This window comes from Undibacterium sp. GW821-FHT07F11, assembly GCF_059418665.1.
Genome location: NZ_JBWKQH010000002.1, coordinates 569,710 through 592,642, shown reverse-complemented (window position 1 = coordinate 592,642; position 22,933 = coordinate 569,710). Strand labels below are relative to the sequence as shown.

General features: G+C 48.1%; 20 protein-coding genes and 1 tRNA gene. 17 read left to right on the top strand and 4 right to left on the bottom strand.

Annotation, left to right across the window (positions count from 1 at the left end; translation table 11 throughout):
* Positions 1–252 precede the first annotated feature (252 nt).
* From AC07OI_RS06520 to AC07OI_RS06510, 3 genes are all read left to right on the top strand, one after another.
* Positions 253–456 carry a cold-shock protein gene (locus tag AC07OI_RS06520; RefSeq protein ID WP_007878889.1) on the top strand — a complete coding sequence of 68 codons (204 nt, stop codon included), beginning with the start codon at positions 253–255 and terminating at the stop codon, positions 454–456.
* Positions 457–695: 239 nt separating this feature from the next.
* Complete coding sequence (locus tag AC07OI_RS06515; RefSeq protein WP_495256634.1) at positions 696–1,706, top strand: Tar ligand binding domain-containing protein; 1,011 nt, start codon at positions 696–698, stop codon at positions 1,704–1,706.
* 12 nt (positions 1,707–1,718) lie between these two features.
* The gene (locus AC07OI_RS06510) at positions 1,719–2,420 is read left to right on the top strand and encodes a methyl-accepting chemotaxis protein (RefSeq protein ID WP_495256633.1); all 702 of its coding nucleotides are present in this window, start codon (positions 1,719–1,721) and stop codon (positions 2,418–2,420) included.
* 84 nt (positions 2,421–2,504) lie between these two features.
* Here AC07OI_RS06510 and AC07OI_RS06505 read toward each other — a convergent pair whose 3' ends face one another.
* The gene (locus AC07OI_RS06505) at positions 2,505–3,410 is read right to left on the bottom strand and encodes a LysR family transcriptional regulator (RefSeq protein ID WP_492702630.1); all 906 of its coding nucleotides are present in this window, start codon (positions 3,408–3,410) and stop codon (positions 2,505–2,507) included.
* Positions 3,411–3,573: 163 nt separating this feature from the next.
* Between AC07OI_RS06505 and AC07OI_RS06500 the strand changes: the two genes are divergently transcribed.
* The 8 genes from AC07OI_RS06500 (at position 3,574) to AC07OI_RS06465 (ending at position 13,228) form a co-directional block, all read left to right on the top strand.
* Entirely contained in the window at positions 3,574–4,254 is a 681-nt protein-coding gene (locus tag AC07OI_RS06500; RefSeq protein WP_495256632.1) for a haloacid dehalogenase type II, read from the top strand.
* Between the two features lie 33 nt (positions 4,255–4,287).
* Positions 4,288–5,874: a malate synthase A gene (gene aceB, locus AC07OI_RS06495; RefSeq protein WP_495256631.1), complete on the top strand. Its 1,587-nt coding sequence runs from the start codon at positions 4,288–4,290 to the stop codon at positions 5,872–5,874.
* Positions 5,875–6,156: 282 nt separating this feature from the next.
* Positions 6,157–6,846: an aquaporin Z gene (aqpZ, locus tag AC07OI_RS06490; RefSeq protein WP_423000622.1), complete on the top strand. Its 690-nt coding sequence runs from the start codon at positions 6,157–6,159 to the stop codon at positions 6,844–6,846.
* 138 nt (positions 6,847–6,984) lie between these two features.
* Positions 6,985–7,551, top strand: a complete 567-nt coding sequence (locus AC07OI_RS06485) for a DUF1415 domain-containing protein (protein WP_495256630.1) — start codon at positions 6,985–6,987, stop codon at positions 7,549–7,551.
* A gap of 448 nt (positions 7,552–7,999) precedes the next feature.
* Complete coding sequence (locus AC07OI_RS06480) at positions 8,000–9,250, top strand: aspartate kinase (RefSeq protein ID WP_495256629.1); 1,251 nt, start codon at positions 8,000–8,002, stop codon at positions 9,248–9,250.
* A gap of 94 nt (positions 9,251–9,344) precedes the next feature.
* Positions 9,345–9,436 (top strand) — tRNA-Ser (locus tag AC07OI_RS06475).
* Between the two features lie 819 nt (positions 9,437–10,255).
* A complete protein-coding gene (locus AC07OI_RS06470) occupies positions 10,256–11,974 on the top strand; it encodes a methyl-accepting chemotaxis protein (RefSeq protein WP_495256628.1) in 1,719 nt (572 codons plus the stop codon).
* 309 nt (positions 11,975–12,283) lie between these two features.
* Complete coding sequence (locus tag AC07OI_RS06465; RefSeq protein WP_495256627.1) at positions 12,284–13,228, top strand: exopolyphosphatase; 945 nt, start codon at positions 12,284–12,286, stop codon at positions 13,226–13,228.
* A gap of 22 nt (positions 13,229–13,250) precedes the next feature.
* On the opposite strand, the gene AC07OI_RS06460 is transcribed toward AC07OI_RS06465, so the two are convergent.
* Together AC07OI_RS06460 and AC07OI_RS06455 are read right to left on the bottom strand one after the other, a co-directional pair.
* Positions 13,251–13,931 carry a GNAT family N-acetyltransferase gene (locus tag AC07OI_RS06460; RefSeq protein WP_495256626.1) on the bottom strand — a complete coding sequence of 227 codons (681 nt, stop codon included), beginning with the start codon at positions 13,929–13,931 and terminating at the stop codon, positions 13,251–13,253.
* An 82-nt stretch (positions 13,932–14,013) separates the two neighbouring features.
* Entirely contained in the window at positions 14,014–14,730 is a 717-nt protein-coding gene (locus AC07OI_RS06455) for a hypothetical protein (protein WP_492702638.1), read from the bottom strand.
* A gap of 235 nt (positions 14,731–14,965) precedes the next feature.
* Between AC07OI_RS06455 and AC07OI_RS06450 the strand changes: the two genes are divergently transcribed.
* From AC07OI_RS06450 to AC07OI_RS06430, 5 genes are all read left to right on the top strand, one after another.
* On the top strand, positions 14,966–15,652 hold the full coding sequence (locus AC07OI_RS06450) for a response regulator (RefSeq protein WP_495256625.1): 687 nt from the start codon (positions 14,966–14,968) through the stop codon (positions 15,650–15,652).
* A gap of 3 nt (positions 15,653–15,655) precedes the next feature.
* Positions 15,656–16,993 carry an ATP-binding protein gene (locus AC07OI_RS06445; protein WP_495256624.1) on the top strand — a complete coding sequence of 446 codons (1,338 nt, stop codon included), beginning with the start codon at positions 15,656–15,658 and terminating at the stop codon, positions 16,991–16,993.
* A gap of 135 nt (positions 16,994–17,128) precedes the next feature.
* Positions 17,129–18,256: a glycosyltransferase family 4 protein gene (locus AC07OI_RS06440; protein WP_495256623.1), complete on the top strand. Its 1,128-nt coding sequence runs from the start codon at positions 17,129–17,131 to the stop codon at positions 18,254–18,256.
* 238 nt (positions 18,257–18,494) lie between these two features.
* Positions 18,495–19,334, top strand: a complete 840-nt coding sequence (locus tag AC07OI_RS06435; protein ID WP_495256622.1) for a MipA/OmpV family protein — start codon at positions 18,495–18,497, stop codon at positions 19,332–19,334.
* Positions 19,335–19,346: 12 nt separating this feature from the next.
* Entirely contained in the window at positions 19,347–20,102 is a 756-nt protein-coding gene (locus tag AC07OI_RS06430; protein WP_495256621.1) for a hypothetical protein, read from the top strand.
* 20 nt (positions 20,103–20,122) lie between these two features.
* Here the strand turns inward: AC07OI_RS06430 and AC07OI_RS06425 are convergent, their stop codons facing one another.
* A complete protein-coding gene (locus AC07OI_RS06425) occupies positions 20,123–20,311 on the bottom strand; it encodes a hypothetical protein (RefSeq protein ID WP_492702644.1) in 189 nt (62 codons plus the stop codon).
* 318 nt (positions 20,312–20,629) lie between these two features.
* On the opposite strand from AC07OI_RS06425, the gene AC07OI_RS06420 reads away from it, so the two are divergent.
* Complete coding sequence (locus AC07OI_RS06420; RefSeq protein WP_495256620.1) at positions 20,630–22,903, top strand: TonB-dependent receptor plug domain-containing protein; 2,274 nt, start codon at positions 20,630–20,632, stop codon at positions 22,901–22,903.
* Positions 22,904–22,933: the final 30 nt, after the last annotated feature.

Sequence of the window (22,933 nt, the reverse complement as noted above, 5' to 3'; positions counted from 1 at the left end):
GCTATTTTTGGCAATTACAGGGGCATATGACAGTTTTGTGACGAGTTTTGCGTCTTAAAGGTGACTTTTTCCTCTGAAACTGCAAGATAAATTGAGTGCGTCGTGTTTTATTTTACTTTTTCCCGAAATTCTGCGTATAATCGTTCAGTCGTTGAGATTCAAAGTGGTAGTGCAGTATCAGTCTGTCATTTCTTACTTGGTTGAAACGATCTATCGGGCATATGCCCACATTAACTGAAATAGGAAATTGTAATGGCAACAGGTATTGTTAAATGGTTCAATGATTCAAAAGGTTTCGGCTTCATCACTCCAGATGAAGGCGGTGAAGATCTGTTTGCTCATTTCTCCGCTATCCAATCTAACGGCTTCAAATCTTTGAAAGAAAACCAACGCGTTTCTTTCGAAGTAACGACAGGCCCTAAAGGCAAGCAAGCTTCTAACATCCAAGCAATCTAATTGCTGATTTGTTAGTCTGCTAATGTCTGGTATAGCACCAGATTTGCTCTAAAAAATCCCCGATTTATCGGGGATTTTTTTTTTGCAAAAAGACAAAATTTTCTTCCCCGAATAATTGCAAACTTATTTATACTCAATTTGCAGCAGTTACACTAAAGTTGTCCCTGATCAAGACTCTCGTTAAGAATTTTTGTATTCTTGTTCCACATTTGCCAGGAACGTTACAAGGGGAAAATAAGATGTTCAATCTGACAATCAGGTTAAGACTGATAGGTGTGATGGCTTTCATGGCAATCATGTTGGTCATTGGTGGATTGATGGGGGTTTATGGTGTCAGGAACAGCAATGCCGTCATCAAGGAAATTTTTACCAATCAATTACCCTCGGTCGAGGCGCTGGGGCAATCCCGGGTCTTTATGTTGCGTGCCCGTACTGCTATAGACAGGGCAATTGCTCATCCCGAATTTCCGGATAATGCGGAGACCATCAAGCGTTCAGAAGATTTTTTTAATCAGTCTGAAACATACTGGAAAAAATACCTGGCCTTGCCGCAAGATGCCGAAGAAAAAAAGATTTCTGATGAAGCCACTGCCTTGCGTGATAAGTACGTTAAAGATGCGCACTTGCCGATGTTTAATGCTATCAAAGCTGGCAACAAGGAAGAAGCCGACAACATCAACATGAAGTTGGTACCACCTGCCTTTAGCGCGTATGCTGACAAACTAGCCGCGCTCAGTGATTATCAATTTGCCGGTGCCGCCAGGTCGCTTAAAGAAAGCGAGAGTGCTTTTGCTACCTTCTTGTGGGTGGACATACTGGGTGTGATTGGTGGATTGGTTGCTGTATTTATTTCGGCTTACTTTTTGCTCGCTGCCATTTCTCATCCGTTGAAGCTGGCAATTGATCAATTTGAAGCCATAGGCAATGGCGACCTGACCCAGCAACTCAAACCTGCTTCCCGGGATGAAATGGGGCAACTGGTTTCTGCTCTGGAAAACATGCGCCAAAGCCTGATGCAAACCGTCACCATGGTGCGAAATTCAAGCGGATCTATTGCCATCTCTTCTGAGGAAATTGCCACTGGCAATATGGACTTGTCCAGCCGCACTGAGCAGCAAGCTGCCGGCATTGAAGAAACTGCTTCTTCCATGGAGGAACTGACATCGACCGTGCAACAAAATGCTGACAATGCACGTCAGGCCAATACCCTGGCATCGAATGCATCTGAAGTCGCCAGCAAAGGTGGCTAGGTCGTCGGTGATGTGGTGCATACCATGTCATCGATCAAAGAGAGCTCGAAAAAGATTGTCGATATCATTGGCGTCATTGATGGCATCGCCTTTCAGACCAATATTCTTGCCTTGAATGCGGCAGTAGAAGCTGCGCGCGCGGGTGAGCAGGGACGTGGCTTCGCCGTGGTAGCGACTGAAGTACGTAACCTGGCACAGCGCTCTGCCAATGCGGCAAAAGAAATCAAGGAACTCATCAGCAGCTCTGTTGATAAGGTTGAGGTCGGTTCACGCCTGGTTGATGATGCTGGCAAGACTATGAACGAGATTGTCATCTCTATCAAAAGTGTGGCTGACATCATGGCAGAAATTACTGCGGCCAGTGCTGAGCAAAGAGACGGCATTAACCAGGTCAGTATGGCAATTGGCAAGATGGATGAGGCGACACAACAAAATGCTGCCCTGGTAGAACAAGCCGCAGCTGCGGCAAGCAGCATGCGGGATCAGGCAAATAATTTGAATAATGCTGTCAGCATTTTCAAGATTGATGCCAGTGACGGTGCAGACAGCCGCAGTAAAGCGCCCGTTGTTTCTCCCGTAAAAGCTGTGCCCAAAGAAAATCCTGTTACCAAGCGCGCAGTAGTCAAGTCGCTGCCTGCAGTTGCCCCGGCTGCACCGAAAAAGACTGCCAAAGCAGCACCATCGTCTTCACAGGATGAATGGGAAGAGTTTTAAAAATGAGTTCTAGTCAATTTTCTCCGCATCAAATGCGTGATCTTGATGCGGAGCGGTGATTCAGAAAAATTCAGAAATTTCTGCTCAGGATTTTTTCCAGTAATTCGGCTGACTGTAGGCATGACGCAAAAAGTCGATAAAGGCCCGTATGCGCAAGGGCAGGTGACGACGTTGGGCAAAGATCGCATAGATATCATTGCCCGGCGCATTAAATTCGTCCAGCACAGTAATCAGCTTGCCCGATTCAATTTCGGCGCCCACTTCCCACATGGACCGCCAGGCCAGGCCCTTGCCTGACAGCGCCCAGTCATGCAAGACTTCACCGTCATTGCAGACCATATTGCCTTCCACCTTCAGCGTGACGTTCTTGCCGTTCTGGCGAAAAGTCCAGCCGCGCTGGCTGCCATCGGCACTGAAGGCCAGGCAATTGTGCTTGCTGAGTTCATCCAGGGTTTGTGGTGTGCCATGGCGTTTGATATAGGCGGGCGAGGCGACCACGACGCGCTTGTTGTCCGCCAGCTTGACGCCGATGAGGTTGGAGTCGGTCAGCGCAGCAATGCGTATCGCCACGTCTATACCTTCGCCGATTAAATCTACCACGCGGTCATTCAGGCTCAACGTCAGTTTCACATCGCGATGTTCGCTTAAAAAGGAGGGCATCAGTGGTGCCACATGCTGGCGTCCAAAACCTGCCGGGGCTGAAATCGTCAGCGTACCGCTGGCGCGGGCGCTGCGTTCTGATACTGCACCTTCTGCTGCTTCCAGGTCGGCCAGTATGCGCTGGCAATCTTCGAGAAAGGCCTCACCCTCATTGGTCAGCGCCAACTTGCGGGTAGTGCGTTGCAATAGCTTGACGCCCAGGCGTTCTTCCAGTGCATCCAGACGGCGGCCTATCATGGCAGGAGCCACGCCTTCAGCACGCGCTGCTGCTGACAGGCTGCCCCTGGTTGCCACTTCAGCAAAAGTAGAGATTTGTTTGAACTGATCCATAAGAGCCTGGCTTCTTATCTGTTCATTTGCAACTAAAATGAAAAGATGTAGTGATGAAATTCGATGATTATAGTATTTTATATTGAATATACTGCTTTCATGATGATTGCTATTCAATTTTTTAAATTTACGATTCAGCCCGCCTCAGGCACCAACTAAAACCATGCCCATCTCCGCCATTGCTTTTGACGCCTACGGTACCCTGTTCGATGTCTATTCCATCAGTGAACAGGCGGACAAGCTGTTTCCCGGCAAGGGGCGGGAATTGGCTGAGCTCTGGCGTGACAAGCAAATTGAATATACACGCCTGCGTACCATGTGCAGCATGTACAAGCCATTTTGGGAAGTGACACAGGATGCCTTGCTCTTCAGTTGTCAAAAGCTGGGGCTGGAGTTGAACCTGGATGCGCAAAATACCCTGATGGGTCAGTATGCGAGGCTGAAAGCTTTTCCGGAAAACCTGTCCGTCCTGCAAGCCTTGCAGACACAAGATATGAAGATGTCGATTTTATCGAACGGTAACCTGCACATGCTACAGTCGGCTGTTGATGCTGCTGGCATGCAGGGCATATTTAACCATTTACTGTCGGTAGAAGTCGTCAAGAAATTCAAGACCGCACCTGAAGCCTATCAAATGGCGCCTGATGTATTTGGTGTGCCAGCAAAAAATATCCTGTTTGTATCCAGCAATTGCTGGGATGCCTGCTGTGCCACCTGGTTTGGCTACACCACTTTCTGGGTCAACCGGCAAAATGCACCGCTGGAACAACTGGGCGTGACGCCGCATGGCGAAGGGCGCACGCTGCAAGACCTGATTCTCTTTATAGCAAAACACCGCAACTGATTTCGTTTTAATTCATTTTTTCTGGAGACCACAATGACACAACTGACTTTACCTGAAGGCATGCAAATCAGCGGCGAAATCAAGCCAGGCTTTGCCGAGATTCTGGCACCGGAAGCACTGGCCCTGGTTGCCAAGCTGAGCCGCGCATTCGAGCCACGCCGTCAGGAATTGCTGGCTGCCCGCGTAGAACGTGCCAAGCGCCTGGATGCTGGTGAGCAGCCAGACTTCTTGCCAGAAACCCTGCATATCCGCGAAGGTGACTGGAAGATCGCGCCTATCCCCAAAGCACTGGAATGCCGCCGTGTAGAAATTACCGGTCCGGTAGAGCGCAAGATGGTCATCAACGCCTTTAACTCGGGCGCTGACAGTTACATGACAGACTTTGAAGATTCCAATACACCGAATTGGGATAACCAGATCACCGGACAGATCAATATGCGCGACGCCGTGCGCCGCACCATCAGTCTCGAGCAAAACGGCAAATCCTACAAACTGAACGACAAGATCGCCACTTTGGTCGTGCGTCCACGCGGCTGGCACCTCGATGAAAAACATGTGCTCGTCGATGGTAAACGCATCTCCGGCGGCATCTTTGATTTTGCCCTGTTCCTGTTCCATAACGCCAAAGAACAACTGGCACGCGGCGCTGGACCTTACTTCTATCTGCCGAAGATGGAGTCTCACCTGGAAGCGCGTCTGTGGAACGATATTTTTGTCATGGCACAAAATGAAATCGGCCTGGCGCAAGGCACCATCAAGGCGACTGTGTTGATCGAAACCATCGTTGCAGCTTTCGAAATGGATGAGATTCTGTATGAGTTGCGTGAGCATAGCTCAGGCCTGAATGCTGGTCGCTGGGATTACATCTTCTCCTGCATCAAAAAATTCAAGAACGATAAAGACTTCTGTCTGGCAGATCGCGCCAAGGTCACCATGACAGCGCCTTTCATGCGTTCTTATGCTCTGCTGTTGCTGAAAACCTGCCACAAGCGTAATGCACCGGCTATAGGCGGTATGGCGGCACTCATTCCTATCAAGAATGATCCAGAGAAAAACGAGATCGCCATGGGCGGCGTACGTAATGACAAAGCCCGCGATGCAACGGACGGTTACGATGGCGGCTGGGTAGCTCACCCAGGTCTGGTAGAACTGGCGATGACAGAATTCAAAAAGGTTTTGGGCGATGCACCTAACCAAATTTCCAAACAACGCCCTGACATCGAAGTCAGCGCCAAAGACTTGTTGAATTTCCAGCCAGAAACACCGATCACCGAAGCGGGCCTGCGTTACAACATCAACGTTGGCATTCACTACCTCGGCGCATGGCTGGCTGGCAATGGTTGCGTACCTATCCATAACCTCATGGAAGATGCCGCAACTGCAGAAATCAGCCGCTCACAAGTCTGGCAATGGATACGTTCTGCCAAGGGCAATCTGGAAGATGGTCGCAAGGTCACGGCCGACATGGTCCGTGCGATGATCCCTGAAGAATTGGTCAAGGTCAAAGAAGTGGCAGGCACAGGCCCAACTTATGACCGCGCTGCGCAAATTTTTGAAGAGATGTCGACTTCTGAAGACTTTGCCGAGTTCCTGACTTTGCCTTTGTACGAAGAAATCTGATCTTGTAGCAGTATTGCAGCCTTCTCCAAGACTGCAGGATGGCAAAAAAAGCGAGCACTCAGGTGTTCGCTTTTTTATTGCACTTTAGGAAAGTGCATCAATGATTTTTGAAAAACATGTTTAATTAATCAGTAAACCCAGGCATAAATTGCCAATCCATCACACATTTTAACAATAAGGCAATATAAGTTTGTTATATTGTTGCCACTGTGCCAGCGCGATTTTTGGACTGCTGCACAGCAAATCCGGGCAACCCCATACCTTAGAAAAGTGAGTGAAAAAATGAAACAATATGGAGCTGAATTTTTGGGAACATTCTGGCTGGTGCTAGGCGGCTGCGGCAGTGCCGTGCTGGCAGCCGCTTTCCCAGGTGTAGGCATAGGCTTGCACGGTGTGTCACTGGCTTTTGGTTTGACGGTGCTGACCATGGCCTATGCGATAGGCCATATCTCTGGTTGCCACCTTAACCCCGCCGTTTCTATCGGCTTATGGGCGGGTGGTCGCTTTCCAGCCAATAAATTACTGCCTTACATCGTCGCCCAGGTGCTGGGTGGCATCGTTGCCGGCGGTGTCTTGTACCTGATCGCCAGTGGCAAGGCTGGTTTTGATGTGTCTGGCGGTTTTGCTTCAAATGGTTTTGCCGAGCATTCGCCTGGCGGTTATTCCATGGTGGCTGCACTGGTAACTGAAGTGGTCATGACCATGATGTTCCTGGTCATCATCCTCGGCGCGACAGACAGCCGCGCACCACAAGGTTTTGCACCTATCGCCATAGGCCTGGGTTTGACGCTGATACATCTGATCAGCATCCCTGTCACCAATACTTCGGTCAATCCTGCACGCAGCACGGGTGTAGCCATCTATGTCGGCGGCTGGGCTTTGCAGCAATTGTGGCTGTTCTGGGTAGCCCCTATTGTCGGCGCTGTGCTGGGTGCCGTCAGCTACAAGGCGATTGCTGGCGAGGCGAAATAAGCAGCGAGAAGATATGAGGCTGCACGCCTCGCACAACTTTTGTGCAGGTCCGCGAAATATCATGCAAAAATTGTCGGGTGTCATGCATCTGCAAATCTGACATGGTATTCTCGGGCCTTCATTCTTTTTATGCTCATCATGTCCAGCAATCTCATTAATTCCGAAGATGTAATTTCAGCGACCGCAACCTGGCTGGACAAAGCCGTCATCGGTTTGAATCTGTGTCCGTTTGCCAAGGCCGTGCAGGTCAAACAGCAAGTGCGCTATGTCGTCAGTGAAGCGAAGACGCCAGAAACCTTGCTGGAAGACCTGGAGAGAGAACTGGAATTGCTGGCAGAAGCCAATCCAGAGAAGATAGAAACCACTTTGCTGATTCATCCACTGGCATTGAATGACTTTCTGGACTTCAATGATTTTCTGGATGTCGCCGATGGCATGCTGGAAGAAATGGAACTGGATGGCATCTTGCAAGTCGCAAGTTTTCACCCCGACTACCAGTTTGCCGGCACCGAACAGGATGACATAGAAAACTATACCAATCGCTCGCCATACCCGACCTTGCACCTGTTGCGCGAAGAGAGCATAGACAGGGCGGTAGAAGCCTTTCCCGAAGCCGAGCAAATCTATGAAAAAAACATGGAGACCATGCGCGAGTTGGGTCACGAAGGCTGGCGCCGGCTGTTTTCCAAATACGCCAAAAAGTAATTCTTTATAAGCTTATCAAAATCATGCATATCAATTGAATTCTTATATTGATATGCAAATAAGTAATTTACGATTCTTGCATTTGCGCAATTTCCCTTAAGTAGTATGAAATGGAGATACTGGTAGGGTGTATCTATTTCCAAGTCATTGATTAACAACAGAAAAATCATCATATTTAATTCTATTTTGGCGATGAGTCACAAATCTGGTGAAAATAATCAATGATTTTTGCCGCATCCCCGGCGCCATTCTTCTCCACTTCCTTGCAAATCACTTGATTGAATAACCACGCTTCTGTAGAAAATTTGCTTTTGCCAATTGCTGAGCAGGCGTTTCTTCTGATTTTCTGCTGACAAGTGCCTTGTTATTTTGCAGAGCAACATGTACAGTAAGAGGTTGATTTTCCGCATTTTTCACCCTTTAGTCTTCTATCTCAGTTTCTATATCTATGGCTTTAATCGTCCACAAATACGGCGGTACTTCGATGGGTTCGACAGAACGCATCAAGAACGTCGCCAAGCGCGTCGCCAAATGGCATGATGCCGGTCACCAGATAGTCGTGGTGCCTTCAGCAATGTCTGGCGAAACAAATCGTATCATTGGCCTGGCAAAAGAAATCTCTGCCCAGCCTGATCCCCGTGAACTCGACATGATTGCCTCCACCGGTGAGCAGGTCTCTGTCGGTTTGCTGGCCATTGCCCTGCAGGCGATAGGCAAGCAGGCTGTATCTTATGCTGGCTGGCAAGTTGCCATCAAGACTGATTCTGCCCACACCAAGGCCAGGATTGCATCGATTGATGAAGCCAAGGTCAAGGCTGACCTGGATGCAGGCAAGATCGTCATCATTACCGGTTTCCAGGGTGTGGATGAGCTGGGCAATATCACGACCCTGGGTCGTGGTGGTTCTGATACCTCTGCCGTGGCTGTTGCTGCAGCACTCAAGGCGCAAGAATGCCTGATTTATACTGACGTTGACGGTGTTTATACGACTGACCCGCGCGTCGTATCTGATGCGCGCCGTCTGAATACCGTTACCTTTGAAGAAATGCTGGAAATGGCTTCGCTGGGTTCCAAAGTCTTGCAAATTCGCTCCGTCGAATTTGCCGGTAACTACCGCATGCCTACCCGCGTTTTGTCATCACTGACTGACCCATTAATACCGCTGGAAGAAGAAGCGAATTCTGGCACCCTGATTTCGTTTGAGGAAGATACACACATGGAACAAGCTACCATCACCGGCATCGCGTTTAACCGTGATGAAGCAAAAATCACCGTCTTGGGTGTACCAGACAGACCAGGCATTGCCTATCAAATCCTGGGCCCGGTTGCCGATGCCAATATCGAAGTCGATATGATCATCCAGAACCAGTCTGTCGAAGGTAAAACTGACTTTACCTTCACTGTGCCACGTGGTGAATACACCAAGGCCATGGACGTGCTGGAAAGCAGCGTCAAGGCGCATATCGGCGCGGGCAGCATCGTGGGTGACTCCAAGGTCTCCAAGGTATCCGTTGTTGGTGTGGGTATGCGCAGCCATGTTGGTATTGCTTCCCAGATGTTCCGCACCCTGTCGGAAGAGGGTATCAATATCCAGATGATCTCTACTTCTGAAATCAAGATATCTGTCTTGATTGATGAAAAATACATGGAACTGGCTGTCCGTGCCCTGCATAAGGCATTCGGTCTGGAAAGTGCTTAAAAATTTTTTCTGGTCTGACTGTTGACCAAAGTCATACAAGCAGCTATTATCACGGTCTCAATTACAGCTGAGTTTTTGGCGGTTGTAATAGTGTGGAGATGTGGCCGAGTGGCCGAAGGCACTTCCCTGCTAAGGAAGCATTTGGGGTAACCTGAATCGTGAGTTCGAATCTCACCATCTCCGCCAGCAATACTGAAAAAGCCCCTGGGTAACCAGGGGCTTTTTCTTTTTGTCTTTTACCTTCGCCTTTTTATTGCGGCATATGTCACGGTTGCTGTAAGGCTCTGCATAGTTTTGTGCTGGTTTGCATATGAAATTGAATTCTTTCATTAAATATAAAACCCCCTGAAAATCCACAAAAAGAAGCTTCTTTGAGCTAAGTCAGCGCATGTTTAGCGACCCATCCCACAATTTATGGAGTAAGGGCACTTCCGGCAACATGAGTTCCCACAATTTGACCACGCCCAGTCGCCGGTGCCACATCTTCTTAATCTCCGGGTTGCGTTGACTGATAAGTCGGGACGCACTATGAAATTTGTGCTTTGCAATACTTTGCCAGTGTGGCGAAATCCAGTTGTTAATTGAATTTGAATTAGAAAAGGTGGATGTAGTTGGCAAGCTGATCTACGATGACTAATGAGGGCATCAATAATATTTTGATGTTTATCCAAAAAAACATCAAAATAAGCAGAGTTCATTTCATCAATAGGCGCGAAATGAGTTTTAAATAGTGACGTTGATAAAAAGCGGCAGATAGGTCCGGCAAGTGCTGTCTGAACTTTTATGAATGAAATGTCAAAAAAAATATTTTATTTTCTTCGACGTTGTTAAATCGAATTGTCAAATAGCAGAGTACTATCCCCTGGGTCTTTGAAAGCAGCTTTAGTCGTCGGTATCAATGGTTATTCTTGTAGTCCAGCATCTGGCTGTGTCGCATAGATACCCAAGTATTTTGATGGGAGTTTGTGCTGATCCAGCATTTATCCAAATGCCATCGGAGAACATATGAGACTCACAAATTTACGCATAGGCACCAGGCTTGTATCTGGTTTCTCCCTGATATTACTATTGCTCCTCGGGGTCGCCTTTCTCGGGGTGCGTGGCATGACACTATCCAATGAGGCTTTGCATCACGTTGTGACCATCAATGTGAAAAAGATGGAAGTGCTTGAGGATATGTCGAAGTCCGTACATATAGTTTCCCGGGTGATACGCACGATCGCCTTGCTTTCGGACGAAGCAATGGCAAACAACGAGCAAAAAAAAATTGAGGACGCACGGGCTCACTACAACGCAGCATTTAGCATGCTGGAGAAAATGCCGCTGGATAATGCCGGGAAGGCTTTTGTTGCGAAAATAAAAGAAGACCAGGTGGCGGCAAGAGCGCTCAACGACAAGTTTTCTGAGATGGCCAAGACTAATAAAGAAGAAGCCACGATATTTTTGCTGAAAGTAGCAGGGCCAGCCAATGCCAAGTGGCAGGATGCGATTCAAGAGTTTATAGACTTGCAGGAAAAAAAGAATCAAAACGACGAGGAATCGGCAACCAGGGCATACAGCTCAGCATTGACTATGATGGTCATCATCACAGGTTTAGCTTTTATTTCTGGTGCTGCCATTGCCTGGTTTAGTACCCGTTCCATTACCGGGCCTCTTGCGATCGCCGTTGATGTAGCCAAGACAGTCGCCAAAGGAGATTTGACAAGCGACATTCAAGTTACTTCTACGGATGAGACAGGTCAGTTAATGCAGGCACTAAAAGAAATGAACGACAACCTGATCGACATTGTTGGCAAGGTTCGCAATGGTACTGATACGATCGCAACAGCCACGGGTGAAATCGCATCCGGTAACCTGGATTTGTCTTCAAGAACAGAACAGCAGGCTGGTTCGCTGGAAGAAACTGCTTCATCGATGGAGGAATTGACATCTACCGTGAAACATAATGCAGATAGTGCGCGGCAAGCCAATGAATTGGCGATTTCTGCATCTCAAGTTGCTATCAAAGGTGGTGCAGTCGTTACTGAAGTAGTGAGCACAATGGGATCTATTGATGCATCATCGAAAAAAATTGTCGATATCATTGGCGTGATTGATGGCATCGCATTTCAGACGAACATCCTTGCATTGAATGCCGCTGTTGAAGCAGCGCGAGCTGGTGAGCAGGGGAGAGGTTTTGCCGTCGTTGCCAGCGAAGTGCGCAACCTGGCGCAGCGGTCTGCTGCGGCAGCCAAGGAAATCAAAACTTTAATTAATGATTCGGTCGAGCAGGTGGAGATAGGCTCACGTCTGGTCAATCAGGCTGGCTCGACCATGGAATCAGTCGTCTCAAGCATACAAAATGTGACCAACATCATGGGCGAAATTACTCTGGCAAGTAAGGAGCAAACCACTGGCATCGAGCAGATCAACCTCGCCGTAACGCACATGGATGAAACAACACAAAAAAATGCGGCATTAGTTGAAGAAGCGGCAGCTGCTGCTGGTTCTCTGGAGGAACAAACACGTGTTCTGGCGCAAGTCGTCAGCATTTTTAGAATGCCTGGGCACCTTGCTGAATTTGCTCAGCAAAATAAAACCAGTCAGCGTTTTGGGACAATGAGCACGGCAAAGGGAAAAAATAGCGCCGTCAAGCGCTTGTCCACAAATGCAGATTCGTCCAGACAAGCAAAATCAAATAGTGCCAGTGCGACCGATGAGTTGGAAGAATTGTGTGACTCATAAGTGTTATTCAAAGAGATTAATGCAAAGATAGTCAAGTACGAAAACAATTGATGAGGACGATGTCAGGAGAAATTTGCTGGCGTGGATGTTGTTTGTCTGTGTCTGGGTGTTTTCCGGCTAATTCCCTCAAAAAATAATGGAGGAAATCAGTAGAACTCATTTCATTGACTTATTCGAAGCGTGATTTACCAGGTGGACAAGTTGTAAAAAAGTGATTACATTGAATAATCAATTTTCATTCAATCATTTTCCCAATATTAAAGCGAGTTTTGTCGTATCAGGAATAAACCACTCACCGGGGGAGTATTCATGTCTGCAAATACCAAAAAATTCCGTTTGATTACGCGTAGCGACTTTGATGGACTGGTTTGTGCAGTCTTGCTCAAGCACCTTGACCTGATTGATGACATTTTGTTCGTGCACCCCAAAGACATGCAGGATGGCAAGATTGCGGTCAGCGACGCTGACATCAGTACCAATTTACCTTTCGTTGATGGCATCCATATGGCTTTCGACCATCATTTGTCTGAAACCCTGCGCAATGCAGAGGGTGGTGCCAGAAAAAACCATGTTATCGCACCAGAGGCTCCTTCCGCAGCACGAGTGGTATATGACTATTACGGTGGCTTGAAAGTTTTCCCTGCTTCCTGGAATGGCATGATGGCGGCTGTTGACAAGGGTGACTCGGCGCAATTCAATCGTCAGGAAGTTTTGCATCCCCAAGAATGGGATTTATTGAACTTTCTCATGGATGCACGTACTGGTCTTGGGCGTTTTCGCGACTTCAGGATATCAAACTATAACCTGATGATGAAATTGATCGATCTGTGCAAAACACAGAGCATAGAAGAAATCATGCAAGACCTGGATGTCAGGGAAAGAGTGGACCTGTATTTCGAACATGAAGAGAAATGCAAGAAGCAAATCCTGGATTGTGCAACCGTGCATAAGAATCTGGTAGTACTTGATTTACGCAATGAGTCGACGATTTTTGCAGGGAATCGTTTTCTGATTTATGCCTTATTCCCTGAAACCAATATTTCTATCCACATACTCTGGGGTTTGAAAAACCAGAATACCGTATTTGCTACCGGCAAATCGATTTTGAATCGTAGTTCCAAAACCAATATCGGTCCATTGATGCTGGAATTTGGTGGTGGTGGCCATGAAAATGCCGGTACTTGCCAGGTTGGAAATGAGCAGGCAGCAGAGGTATTGGCGACCTTGATCAGCCGTATCAACCAGGATGGCTGACGATCTGGCTGAATGCTTTGGTTCAGAATTGTATTTGTATTCCATCTGGCAGGAATTTCGCATACCTGCTCAGGGAAGTGCTGATCTCGCTGGCCGCAATTGCGTAATGAAAATCCTCCGCCGTTTCGCCGTTTTTTTTTGCACCAAAGCGTTCATGGAATTTCCAGACGGACTCATTGCCTTTCCTGACATCGAAATGTGCGCTCTTAAATCCCAGAGCCAGTGCGTAGTGATACACCATCAACGCAGATTCTATGGAACTGCTGCTGGCTGAACCTGCTTGTATGATCCAGGAACCCCAGCAGAATGAATCAGCTTGCTGATCATACAGGCGTACGGTACCTATATTATTGCCTTCCATATTTTGGATGATGAAGTAGATTTGCTTGTCATCACAGGCATATTTTTCCAGCCATTGCTCTTGTGGTTTGACATCGGCAGAGGTGGTGGAAATGAAACGGGATTTTTGTTCATCCGTGCGCAAGGCGACGATGTAGCTGGCGTCTGCTACGGTGGCATTGCGCATGACCAGTTTATTACCGGTTATTTTTTGTGGTTTGAGGAAGGCCGGCCCGGCAGCTAGCCCCTGATCTGCAAGGCGTCCGGCAATGCCTGCATGTAAGGCGCATGTCTGTATTTGTGCGGCTATACTGGCTAGCCCCTGTGATGGTGATGTTGGTAATGCTGGTGAAGCTGGTGACATGGTTCATTCATCTAAGGTTTTCACGATAGACGATTTTACTGTGCCGTTTGCCCGTCGTACAGGCAAACGGCAAGTTTGGAGCTTATTTCACTACCGGGACGGCATTGACGGTGATGTTCTTGTAGTAAATATGGCTGGTTGATTCAAAGCCTGAATCCAGGCCGAACAATATCCACAGGCTGCCATCGGCTTCGGTTTTTACATTCAAAGGTGCCTGATTGCTGAGTTTCTTCTCCATATAGGGTGCCCTGCCACAATCCGTACTGGCATTGCCTATGGTGCCCAGTACCTGGGCATACTTGCCCGAACCTGCCTGGCCGCCGCGGTCTATATTCATGACGAACTCATTGCCTTTTTGTATTGTCAGTGGTTCGATGGGGGATGCGCCGCCAAAAAACCAGACACTTTCACCAGGTGAGCCGCCAACACCAAAGCAACCAGTGGCCACATTGGTGACGATGGTGGCTTGAAAACTTAAAGCGTATTCAGTGTTGGGTGCAAAGCCAGAGTATTTTTTCTTGATGTAAATGAACAGATCATCACTGCGGTTGGTGCCAAAGGTATACAGGCCCTTGCCACTGAAAGGCAGGGGCAGGGTGCGGTACTCAGTGACGATGTCAGTCGGTTTGGTCTCGCTGCTAAAGTCCGATGTGCCAAAGGCCCAGCCAGGCGGTTCACTACTGAAATCAGTGTTGATCTGGACTGGCAATGGCTTGGGAATATAATCACTGCTACCGCCGCAGGCAGTCAGCAAGGTCGTGATGAGAGTCGCTGCAAGGAAATGTAGGGGTATTTTCATAATGAAAACCGAAAAAGGGTTTAAGCGTTTGCCAGTTGGGGTGGTATGGCGAAAGAGAATAGCGGCCGGAAGGAATTAAATCGTTCTCGAAATGTCAGATAATTGTCTTCAATTTGTAAATCCTGCTTAGCGCTTATTCGGAAATTGTCTGAAAATTGTAAGTTGCGTCGCAGCAGTGGGCAAATTGCGTAAAATCGCGCGCTGCTCTACTACAATGCGGGCAAAGGAGAGATTTATGTTTCGTGTAATGTTGGTGGAAGATGACGCCAAGCTGGCAGCGCTGGTTGCCGAATACCTCAGGGAATACGAATTTACGATAGACATCGTCAGTCGTGGCGATGCCGCTCTGAGTCATTTTCAACAAACCTCACCGGATATTGTGGTGCTTGATCTGATGTTGCCGGGTATGGATGGTATGGTCGTCTGCCGACAGTTGCGCGCAATCAGTGCCGTGCCTATTTTGATCTTGACGGCGCGTGAGGATGCCTTCGATGAAGTTTCGGGTCTGGAGCAGGGCGCAGATGACTATGTCAATAAGCCCGTGCAACCACGAATATTATTGGCCCGTTTGCGTGCCTTGCTCAGACGTGTCAAGGAAGAGCCGGCAGATGAAAACGCTGATCTGGTCTATGGCGCATTTCGTGTCTGCCGTAGTGACCGCACCGTGTTCTGGCGCGATGAAACAGTTTCCCTGAATAGTGCAGAGTATAAATTATTGCTGGTGCTGGCCGAAGCCGCGGGCAAGGTCCTGTCGCGTAACGATATTCTGATACAGATGCGCGGCATAGAGTTTGATGGTCTGGACCGCAGCATCGATAATAAAATTTCCCGCTTGCGGCGCAAATTCGATGATCCGCATGCCGATAAAATCAAGACAGTCTGGGGAGAGGGTTATCTGTTCAGCCCGTCTGCCTGGGACTAGCAGATGAATCGTCTGTTCCTGCGTTTTTTTGCTTTGGTGATGCTGTCTGTCAGTGTCGCCACGATTGCCATCTATGTGTCCATCACTATTTTTTTTGGTGATCCTCTGGAAGAAGTCGCACAGCAGCAGGCATCCGGACAAATTTTATTATTGACTGAGTATGTCGATCAGGCGGGCCAGAATGAATGGCTGACACGCCTCAACAAAATCAGGGAAATCGCCCACACCCGGATGGATTTGATACCGTTGCAGCCGGTACTTGCAAAGCTGAATCAGGCAAGGCAGGCGCAACTGATGCGCGGCGAGGTTGTCATCGATGTTGCAAGCAAATCTTTTTACCGCCGTGTTGACCTCAAGGGCGAGCGCTACGTAGGCAGTGATGAAGAAGTCATTCATGCACAAGATTTGCCGATCGATGTTGCCCCCGTTCTCAAGACTGAAGCGCTGCGCTACATCATCGTGGCACTCTGCCTGCTGATCCCGATTGCAGTCTGGTCCAGCTCGCACTGGCGTGGCTTGCAGGCGCTGGAGAAAGTTGCAGATGAATTTGGTGCCGGTCATTTGAAGGTCAGGGCGCAAACCAAAGAGCGCGACAGCATACACCCGCTTGCACAGCGCATGAACCAGATGGCGGCTCGTATAGAGAGCCTGCTGGAGGCACAAAAAAATCTCTTGCATTCAGTTTCACATGAGTTGCGTACGCCTATTGCGAGACTGGAATTTGCATTGGAGCTATTGAGAAGCGCAGCAAAAAATCCACAACTGGAACCCAGAATGCAAGCCATGGAAGCCGATATCAGCGAACTCAATGTGCTGGTCAGCGAATTGCTGGATCTGGGCAAGCTTGATCAGGATGTCAGTCTGAATCGTAATGAATTTGACTTGAGCAATAGTCTTTCAGATTGCGTGGGCAGCTTGCAGCACGTGCTGGATGTACATCAGCTCAGCAGAGATTTTTCTGAGGACCTGGGGACATATTGTGGTGATCAGCGCTTGCTGAAACGGGCAATCAGCAATCTCCTGCGCAATGCAGCCAAGTATGCCACTGCGCGCATCTGGCTACATGCCAGAAGAAGCGAAGATGGCGGCGTAGAAATCATTCTGGAAGATGATGGTCCCGGTATTCCGGCGGCGGAAAGAGAGCGCATTTTTGAGGCTTTTTACAGGCTGGACCGTAGCCGTGACCGCAGCACCGGCGGTTTTGGCCTGGGCCTGGCTATTGTGAAAAAAGCTATATCCGCACATGACGGTCAGATACTGGTGCAAGAAGGGCAATATGGCGGCGCCAGATTCATCATTTCTTTGCCTTTTTTTGCACCAGGAACAGCAATACAGCAGTAATAAATTCCAGGCTTACAAATTGATGACATTTGCCAGACAAGTTGGGGAAGACTCGCAACTGACTGCTATCTATCATTGCTCAATAATATTGCAAAGCGGTGTTTGCATTCTGATTCGCTCTGATCAAGGTCTGACATGAAAGTATTGCATTTTTACCGCACATATCACCCTGATACTTTTGGTGGTATAGAGCAAGTGATACGGCAAATGGCGGTGGGAACTGCGCGCCTGGGTGTGGATGCAGAAGTGCTGACCCTGACACGCAAGCATGACAATCTGGAAATGGAGCTGGAAGGACACAGGGTACACAGAGTAAGGCAGAGTTTTGAAATTGCTTCAACAGGATTTTCCTGGCAGGCACTCTCGCGCTTCAGGGAACTGGCGAATAGTGCCGACATTATTCACTATCACTTCCCTTGGCCTTTTATGGATTTGATGCATTTGTTTTGCAGAATCAGAAAGCCAACTATCGTGACCTATCATTCGGATATTGTGAGACAAAAATTTCTGGAAAAAGTGTATCAACCTTTGCGCCACTGGTTTTTGAATGACGTGGACAGGATCGTTGCCACTTCGCCTAATTATCTATCCAGCAGCCCGGTCCTGAATCGCTATCGTGACAAGACTGAAGTAATCACTTATGGCCTCGACAAGGATATTTATCCTCAGCCATCACCAGAACTGATAGACAAGTGGCAGCAACGCTTTGCGGGCCGCTTCTTTTTATTTGTCGGCATGCTGCGCTATTACAAGGGTTTGCATATTTTGCTGGAGGCTGTAGCCGATACGGATATGCCTGTGCTGATTGTCGGGAATGGGCCAGAAGAAGCTGCCCTGAAGCAGCAAGCCAGAGAGTTGAGGCTTGAGAATGTGCATTTTCTGGGAGCACTGCCGGAAGAGGATAAAGTCGCCTTGCTCAGTCTTTGCTATGGCGTGGTATTCCCTTCCCATTTACGTTCCGAGGCATTTGGTATCTCGCTGCTGGAAGGGGCGATGTATGCCAAGCCCATGATATCAAGTGAGATAGGAACAGGCACCAGCTATGTCAATATTGCAGGCGAGACCGGTATGGTGGTACCGCCAGAAGACGTGCTGGCCTTGCGGGCAGCCATGACGCGTTTGTGGGACAAGCCTGCACTGGCGGCGCAGATGGGGCAATTTGCACAAAAACGTTATCAGACCATATTCACTTCTGAAATGATGGCAAAGAACTATGTGCGTTTGTATGTTGATGTAATTTCAGGAAATACCAAAGAGCCGTAGAGCACATTGAGTGCAAAGAGCCGTAGAGCACATTGAGTGCAAAGAGCCGTAGAGCACATTGAGTGAATAGGATGAATAGAATGAGTTTCAGTATGGGTATTGATGTTGCGAAATTGGAAAGAGGTGTCTATGATGCGGATTTCTCACGCCCTTATACCTGTAGTGCCACTTCGCTATTTTGATGATATCGACGATATTGAAGATGGGCCGGGTATACATACGACTACAATTGACCAGCATGAAATCTATAATATTTGCCTCCCTTTTTTGCGTCGCCGATCTTGTTTGTGCCCAGACCCCGGCGGCTAGCATGTTGCCGGACGGTAGTTCCGATATGTATATCGGCCTGGGTGTGATTTCCGAACCCAGTTGCGAAGTGGGTGGCGAACAAACTACGCGCATCATGCCCAATGTACAAATGCAGTGGAGTAATGGTGTTTTCTTACGTAACACCAATCTCGGCATGCATTTGAGTCAATCCAGTGCCTATGAGTATGGCCCTTTGCTGTCATATCAAAGAGGTTGCAGCGCATCAGCTGCGCGCAAGCTGGCAGGCTATGGTGATGTGGATGGCAGTTTTCAAGTCGGCGGTTTTTTTAACTTTCGCCCATTGAGCAATCTGCGTGTAGGTAGCAAATTATTATTTGGAACTGGCGCGGGCAGGAAGACGACATACTTGAATATAGAAGGACGCAGTTATTACAAAATAGCTTCCCATCATGGGCTTGCATTGTCTGCGGGCCTGACCTGGAGCAAACGCTACTACGATTCCGCCAATTCACGATTTGATCCTAATCTTAGCGATGGATATCCTGTGTATGTCAATGGTTCAGGAAACAGTTTTACTGGCACGGGCAATGAAGTTCTTGTTGCAAAGTCAGGTAAAGACGTCGTGAACACAAATGCCAATGTCAGGAATGTCTACCTGGGCCTGAATTGGAACTGGGAGTTGAATTCGTCCTGGATAGTCACTTCGCATGTGACTGGAGTACACCAGTTTGACATTGACAGAGACAGTTTGTGGTTGGGTAAGAAAAATTACGTCACCGTGTATTCCGGCCTGGCATATCGATTTTAATTTTATATAAGCATGATCAATAAGTACGCCTCCATTTTTGTCCTGATGCAGTTAGCTTCAGTGCAGGTTTTTGCGCAAATAAATAGCGCAACGCCAGGCACGAAGCCAGCAGCGGCACAGGTATTGGAAAGCCAGGCGGATACTGAATGGATCAGCTACCGGAATGCGTATCGATTGATGATACAGTTTGAGAAATATGGCAAACCCAAACATCTGATCCAAAACCATTTTCAGATATCCAGTAAGAACGGTAATCCTTTACCAGATACTCTGCAATTGCATCTTGTCAGCAAAAGCATGCGGCTTAGTCTGCCCCTGGATGTAGTGGGCCGTACCAATTTTCCTTTGCTGAAATCAGCTTATGATGAGAATGCTGAACTGGTCTTGAACCAGGCGTCAGGGCAAATCAGTTTTCAAAGTCGTATATCCATCGTTGCCAGGGCTGACGGCATTTACGAAATTGCTGAATTGCGTCTGGCGTGTGAGCAGGCGCAGGCTTATTTGAAAAGCGTGGGAGATGTTAAAACCAGTGCCAAATCCTGTGTAGGTGTGAGATTTTCGTATCTGAAAAATCTGACCCAATCAGGGATCAAATTTAGAGGTGCCGATATGCAATTACATGCACTTGCATGGCAAGAGAATGGCGCCTTCCCCGACGAAAACAACAAAGCCTATAAAACGGTGACCCTGCGTTTTGCAGACGCTTCAGAAAAAGGACAAGTGCTGGCACAACAGCCACCTGTAGCTATTGCGCCAGTCTTTGAGTGAAGCTTGCAGTTCCCGGCGTCTTACCAGCGACGCCAATGCCTGCCACCACCCCAGTATGGTCCGCTCCGGATAATAATTGGAGGAGGGCTGACATAGACACTGGATCCATATCCGTACCCATAGCCGTTATGTGCCGGTGCCACTACACAACCGGATAAACTCAGCATGCCAACAAGGATGCTGGCGATGGCAATGATGTTTCTTCGCATGATGTACTCCTGTTTGTACTGTTCGTACTATTTGTACCAGAACTCATTGAGTATCATTTTGCCAATGGAAATAAATGAATTCTGCTCTGGACTTAATGTTTGACAGGGCTATTGCGTTGACATCTTTAGTGTAAAACTCTGTTGCTGATGTTTCAAAAAATAATTTGTAAGAATTGACGTTGATTGCTTTTCGGAAATTCTTTGCAGGCATACAAGCAAGCAAAGATTTGACTAAAGAATTGCTGCGTCGCGGAACTTGATGCCATGTGGTATGGTCTTAGGTTTGTTCTTCACGACTATTGCCACAATAATATCTATATGCAAACCAACAGTATGACCTTGCGCCCGACTCTTTTGTCCCTGGCCATCATGGCAGCTTTTAGCCAATCCTCTTTTGCACAAACTGCAACTCCAGCAACCCCACCCAAGGCCGAATCTACTGAAAAAGCAGATGTCAAAACCCTGGAACCAAAGATGCAAAAAGTGGAGGTGCAGGGCGCGCGCGCTTATGACGAGCGCCGTCAGGATACTGCGACCAAGATCGTCGTCACGCAGGAAGACATCGTGCGCTATGGTGACACCACCGTCAGCGAAGTACTCAAGCGCTTGCCAGGCGTGACTATTGGTGGTGTACAGGGCCGTGGCGGTGATATCCGCATGCGTGGCCTGGGTGCCGGTTATACCCAGATTATGCTGAACGGCGAACCCAGCCCTCCTGGCTTTTCGCTGGATTCTCTTTCCCCTGATCTGATCGAGCGCATAGAAGTGATCCGCGCTGCGACTGCAGACCTCAGCACTCAATCGATTGCAGGCACCATTAATATCGTGTTGAAAAAGACTGTGCAAACTGCGCAAAAGGAACTCAAGCTGGGTTTGTTTGAAGATGGCGGCAAGTATGGCGAAAACGTTAATTACCAGATTTCAGATAAAGCTGGCCGCATGTCGTATTCCCTCTCAGGTAATCTGAACCACGGACAATATGAGCGTCCTTCGTATTCTGATGAAGTTCGCACCGATGTGAGTGGCAAGCCTTATGTCAAAACGCATACCTACAATCTGGGTTGGGGTACTTTCAATAACCTGGGATTTTCACCCAGAGTGAATTGGAATTTTGAAAACGGCGACACCCTGACTACGCAGAGCTTTGTCAACGCGAATCGCTTTGACGGCTATTTCAGTGAAGCGAGGACGACCACGATACTGGGTGACTTGCCATTTCCTCTTCAGGTAAAAGACGTCTTGCCGATTTATGTGAGCGACCTGCAAAAGGTGCACTCGGATTTCTCCATGTTCCGCACTAATTTGAACTGGATACACAAGCTGGCCGATAGTGCCAAGCTGGATGTCAAATTGGGTGTGAACTACAACAAGCGCAATTCTGATGTTGAATTGTGGGGCTATGGCCCGAGTAATGCGCAGATACTTGATCGCAAAACCAATTCAGGCGCGACCGACAAAGGTTTGACCATGAGTGGCAAATATAGCGCGCCATTCGTTCAGGATCATTCCTTTGTGTTTGGCTGGGATGGCGCATATAGCAAGCGCAATGAAACACGCACGCAAAATGATAATGTCAATTTTGTTGGTAGTACTTTGCGGGCGAATAATCTTGATGAAACCTTTAATGCCGATGTAACCCGCCTGGCTGTGTTCGCTCAGGACGAGTGGAATGTGACGAAACAATGGTCAGTCTATGGTGGTTTGCGTTGGGAAGGTCTGGATACCCGCAGCAGCGGCAGCACTTTTAACGAGGTCCACAATAAATCCAGTGTCTGGAGCCCGATACTGCAAACTTTGTATAAACTGCCAGACAGCAAGAACGACCAGATCAGACTGGGTATTACCCGTACCTATAAAGCACCGGATACCAATCGACTGATACCACGTCGCTTCATCTCGAACGATAACAAGAACCCCAACAGCCCTGATAGCATGGGCAATCCTAATCTCAAGCCTGAACTGGCCTGGGGACTGGATCTTGCGTATGAACATTATCTGCCAGGTGGTGGCATGCTGAGCGCCAGTGTTTTCCTGCGCAAGATCGACGACATTACACGCACCAAATTGCTGCAGGAAGCGGACGGCACTTATGTGAGTATGCCGGTCAACGATGGTCAGGCAACTACCAGGGGCATAGAACTGGAAGCCAAGTTCCCTTTGCGTGCCATGATGGAGGGTGCACCAGCGATAGATTTCAGGGCGAACCTCTCTTTCAACTGGTCAAGTCTGGATAATGTACCTGGGCCGAATAATCGCCTTGATTCACAAACACCTGTCAGTGCCAATCTGGGTGTAGATTACAAGATGGATAAAATTCCTTTGACTATTGGTGGTAATGCCAGCTTCCAGAGTGGTGGTCCGGTGAATATTTCTGCGACACAGAGTTCTTATTCCGTGCCAAAGCGTGTGCTTGATGTATACGCCTTGTGGAAATTTGACCAGAAAACCAATTTGCGCGTGTCTTTGGGTAATACTCTGCATCAGGATAATATCAATGTAGGCACTTATACAGGCAGTACTGGCTCAGTGATCCAAACTAATGTCACACCAACTACAGTGACTGCCCGCGTCATGTTTGAGCATAAGTTCTGAAAATAATAAGGTTTAAAAAATAAACTGTAA

Coding starts and splice junctions, on each gene's coding strand:
- AC07OI_RS06520 (WP_007878889.1), top strand. CDS start 253: ATGGCAACAGGTATTGTTAAATGGTTCAATGATTCAAAAGGTTTCGGC.
- AC07OI_RS06515 (WP_495256634.1), top strand. CDS start 696: ATGTTCAATCTGACAATCAGGTTAAGACTGATAGGTGTGATGGCTTTC.
- AC07OI_RS06505 (WP_492702630.1), bottom strand. CDS start 3,410: ATGGATCAGTTCAAACAAATCTCTACTTTTGCTGAAGTGGCAACCAGG.
- AC07OI_RS06500 (WP_495256632.1), top strand. CDS start 3,574: ATGCCCATCTCCGCCATTGCTTTTGACGCCTACGGTACCCTGTTCGAT.
- aceB (WP_495256631.1), top strand. CDS start 4,288: ATGACACAACTGACTTTACCTGAAGGCATGCAAATCAGCGGCGAAATC.
- aqpZ (WP_423000622.1), top strand. CDS start 6,157: ATGAAACAATATGGAGCTGAATTTTTGGGAACATTCTGGCTGGTGCTA.
- AC07OI_RS06485 (WP_495256630.1), top strand. CDS start 6,985: ATGTCCAGCAATCTCATTAATTCCGAAGATGTAATTTCAGCGACCGCA.
- AC07OI_RS06480 (WP_495256629.1), top strand. CDS start 8,000: ATGGCTTTAATCGTCCACAAATACGGCGGTACTTCGATGGGTTCGACA.
- AC07OI_RS06470 (WP_495256628.1), top strand. CDS start 10,256: ATGAGACTCACAAATTTACGCATAGGCACCAGGCTTGTATCTGGTTTC.
- AC07OI_RS06465 (WP_495256627.1), top strand. CDS start 12,284: ATGTCTGCAAATACCAAAAAATTCCGTTTGATTACGCGTAGCGACTTT.
- AC07OI_RS06460 (WP_495256626.1), bottom strand. CDS start 13,931: ATGTCACCAGCTTCACCAGCATTACCAACATCACCATCACAGGGGCTA.
- AC07OI_RS06455 (WP_492702638.1), bottom strand. CDS start 14,730: ATGAAAATACCCCTACATTTCCTTGCAGCGACTCTCATCACGACCTTG.
- AC07OI_RS06450 (WP_495256625.1), top strand. CDS start 14,966: ATGTTTCGTGTAATGTTGGTGGAAGATGACGCCAAGCTGGCAGCGCTG.
- AC07OI_RS06445 (WP_495256624.1), top strand. CDS start 15,656: ATGAATCGTCTGTTCCTGCGTTTTTTTGCTTTGGTGATGCTGTCTGTC.
- AC07OI_RS06440 (WP_495256623.1), top strand. CDS start 17,129: ATGAAAGTATTGCATTTTTACCGCACATATCACCCTGATACTTTTGGT.
- AC07OI_RS06435 (WP_495256622.1), top strand. CDS start 18,495: ATGAAATCTATAATATTTGCCTCCCTTTTTTGCGTCGCCGATCTTGTT.
- AC07OI_RS06430 (WP_495256621.1), top strand. CDS start 19,347: ATGATCAATAAGTACGCCTCCATTTTTGTCCTGATGCAGTTAGCTTCA.
- AC07OI_RS06425 (WP_492702644.1), bottom strand. CDS start 20,311: ATGCGAAGAAACATCATTGCCATCGCCAGCATCCTTGTTGGCATGCTG.
- AC07OI_RS06420 (WP_495256620.1), top strand. CDS start 20,630: ATGCAAACCAACAGTATGACCTTGCGCCCGACTCTTTTGTCCCTGGCC.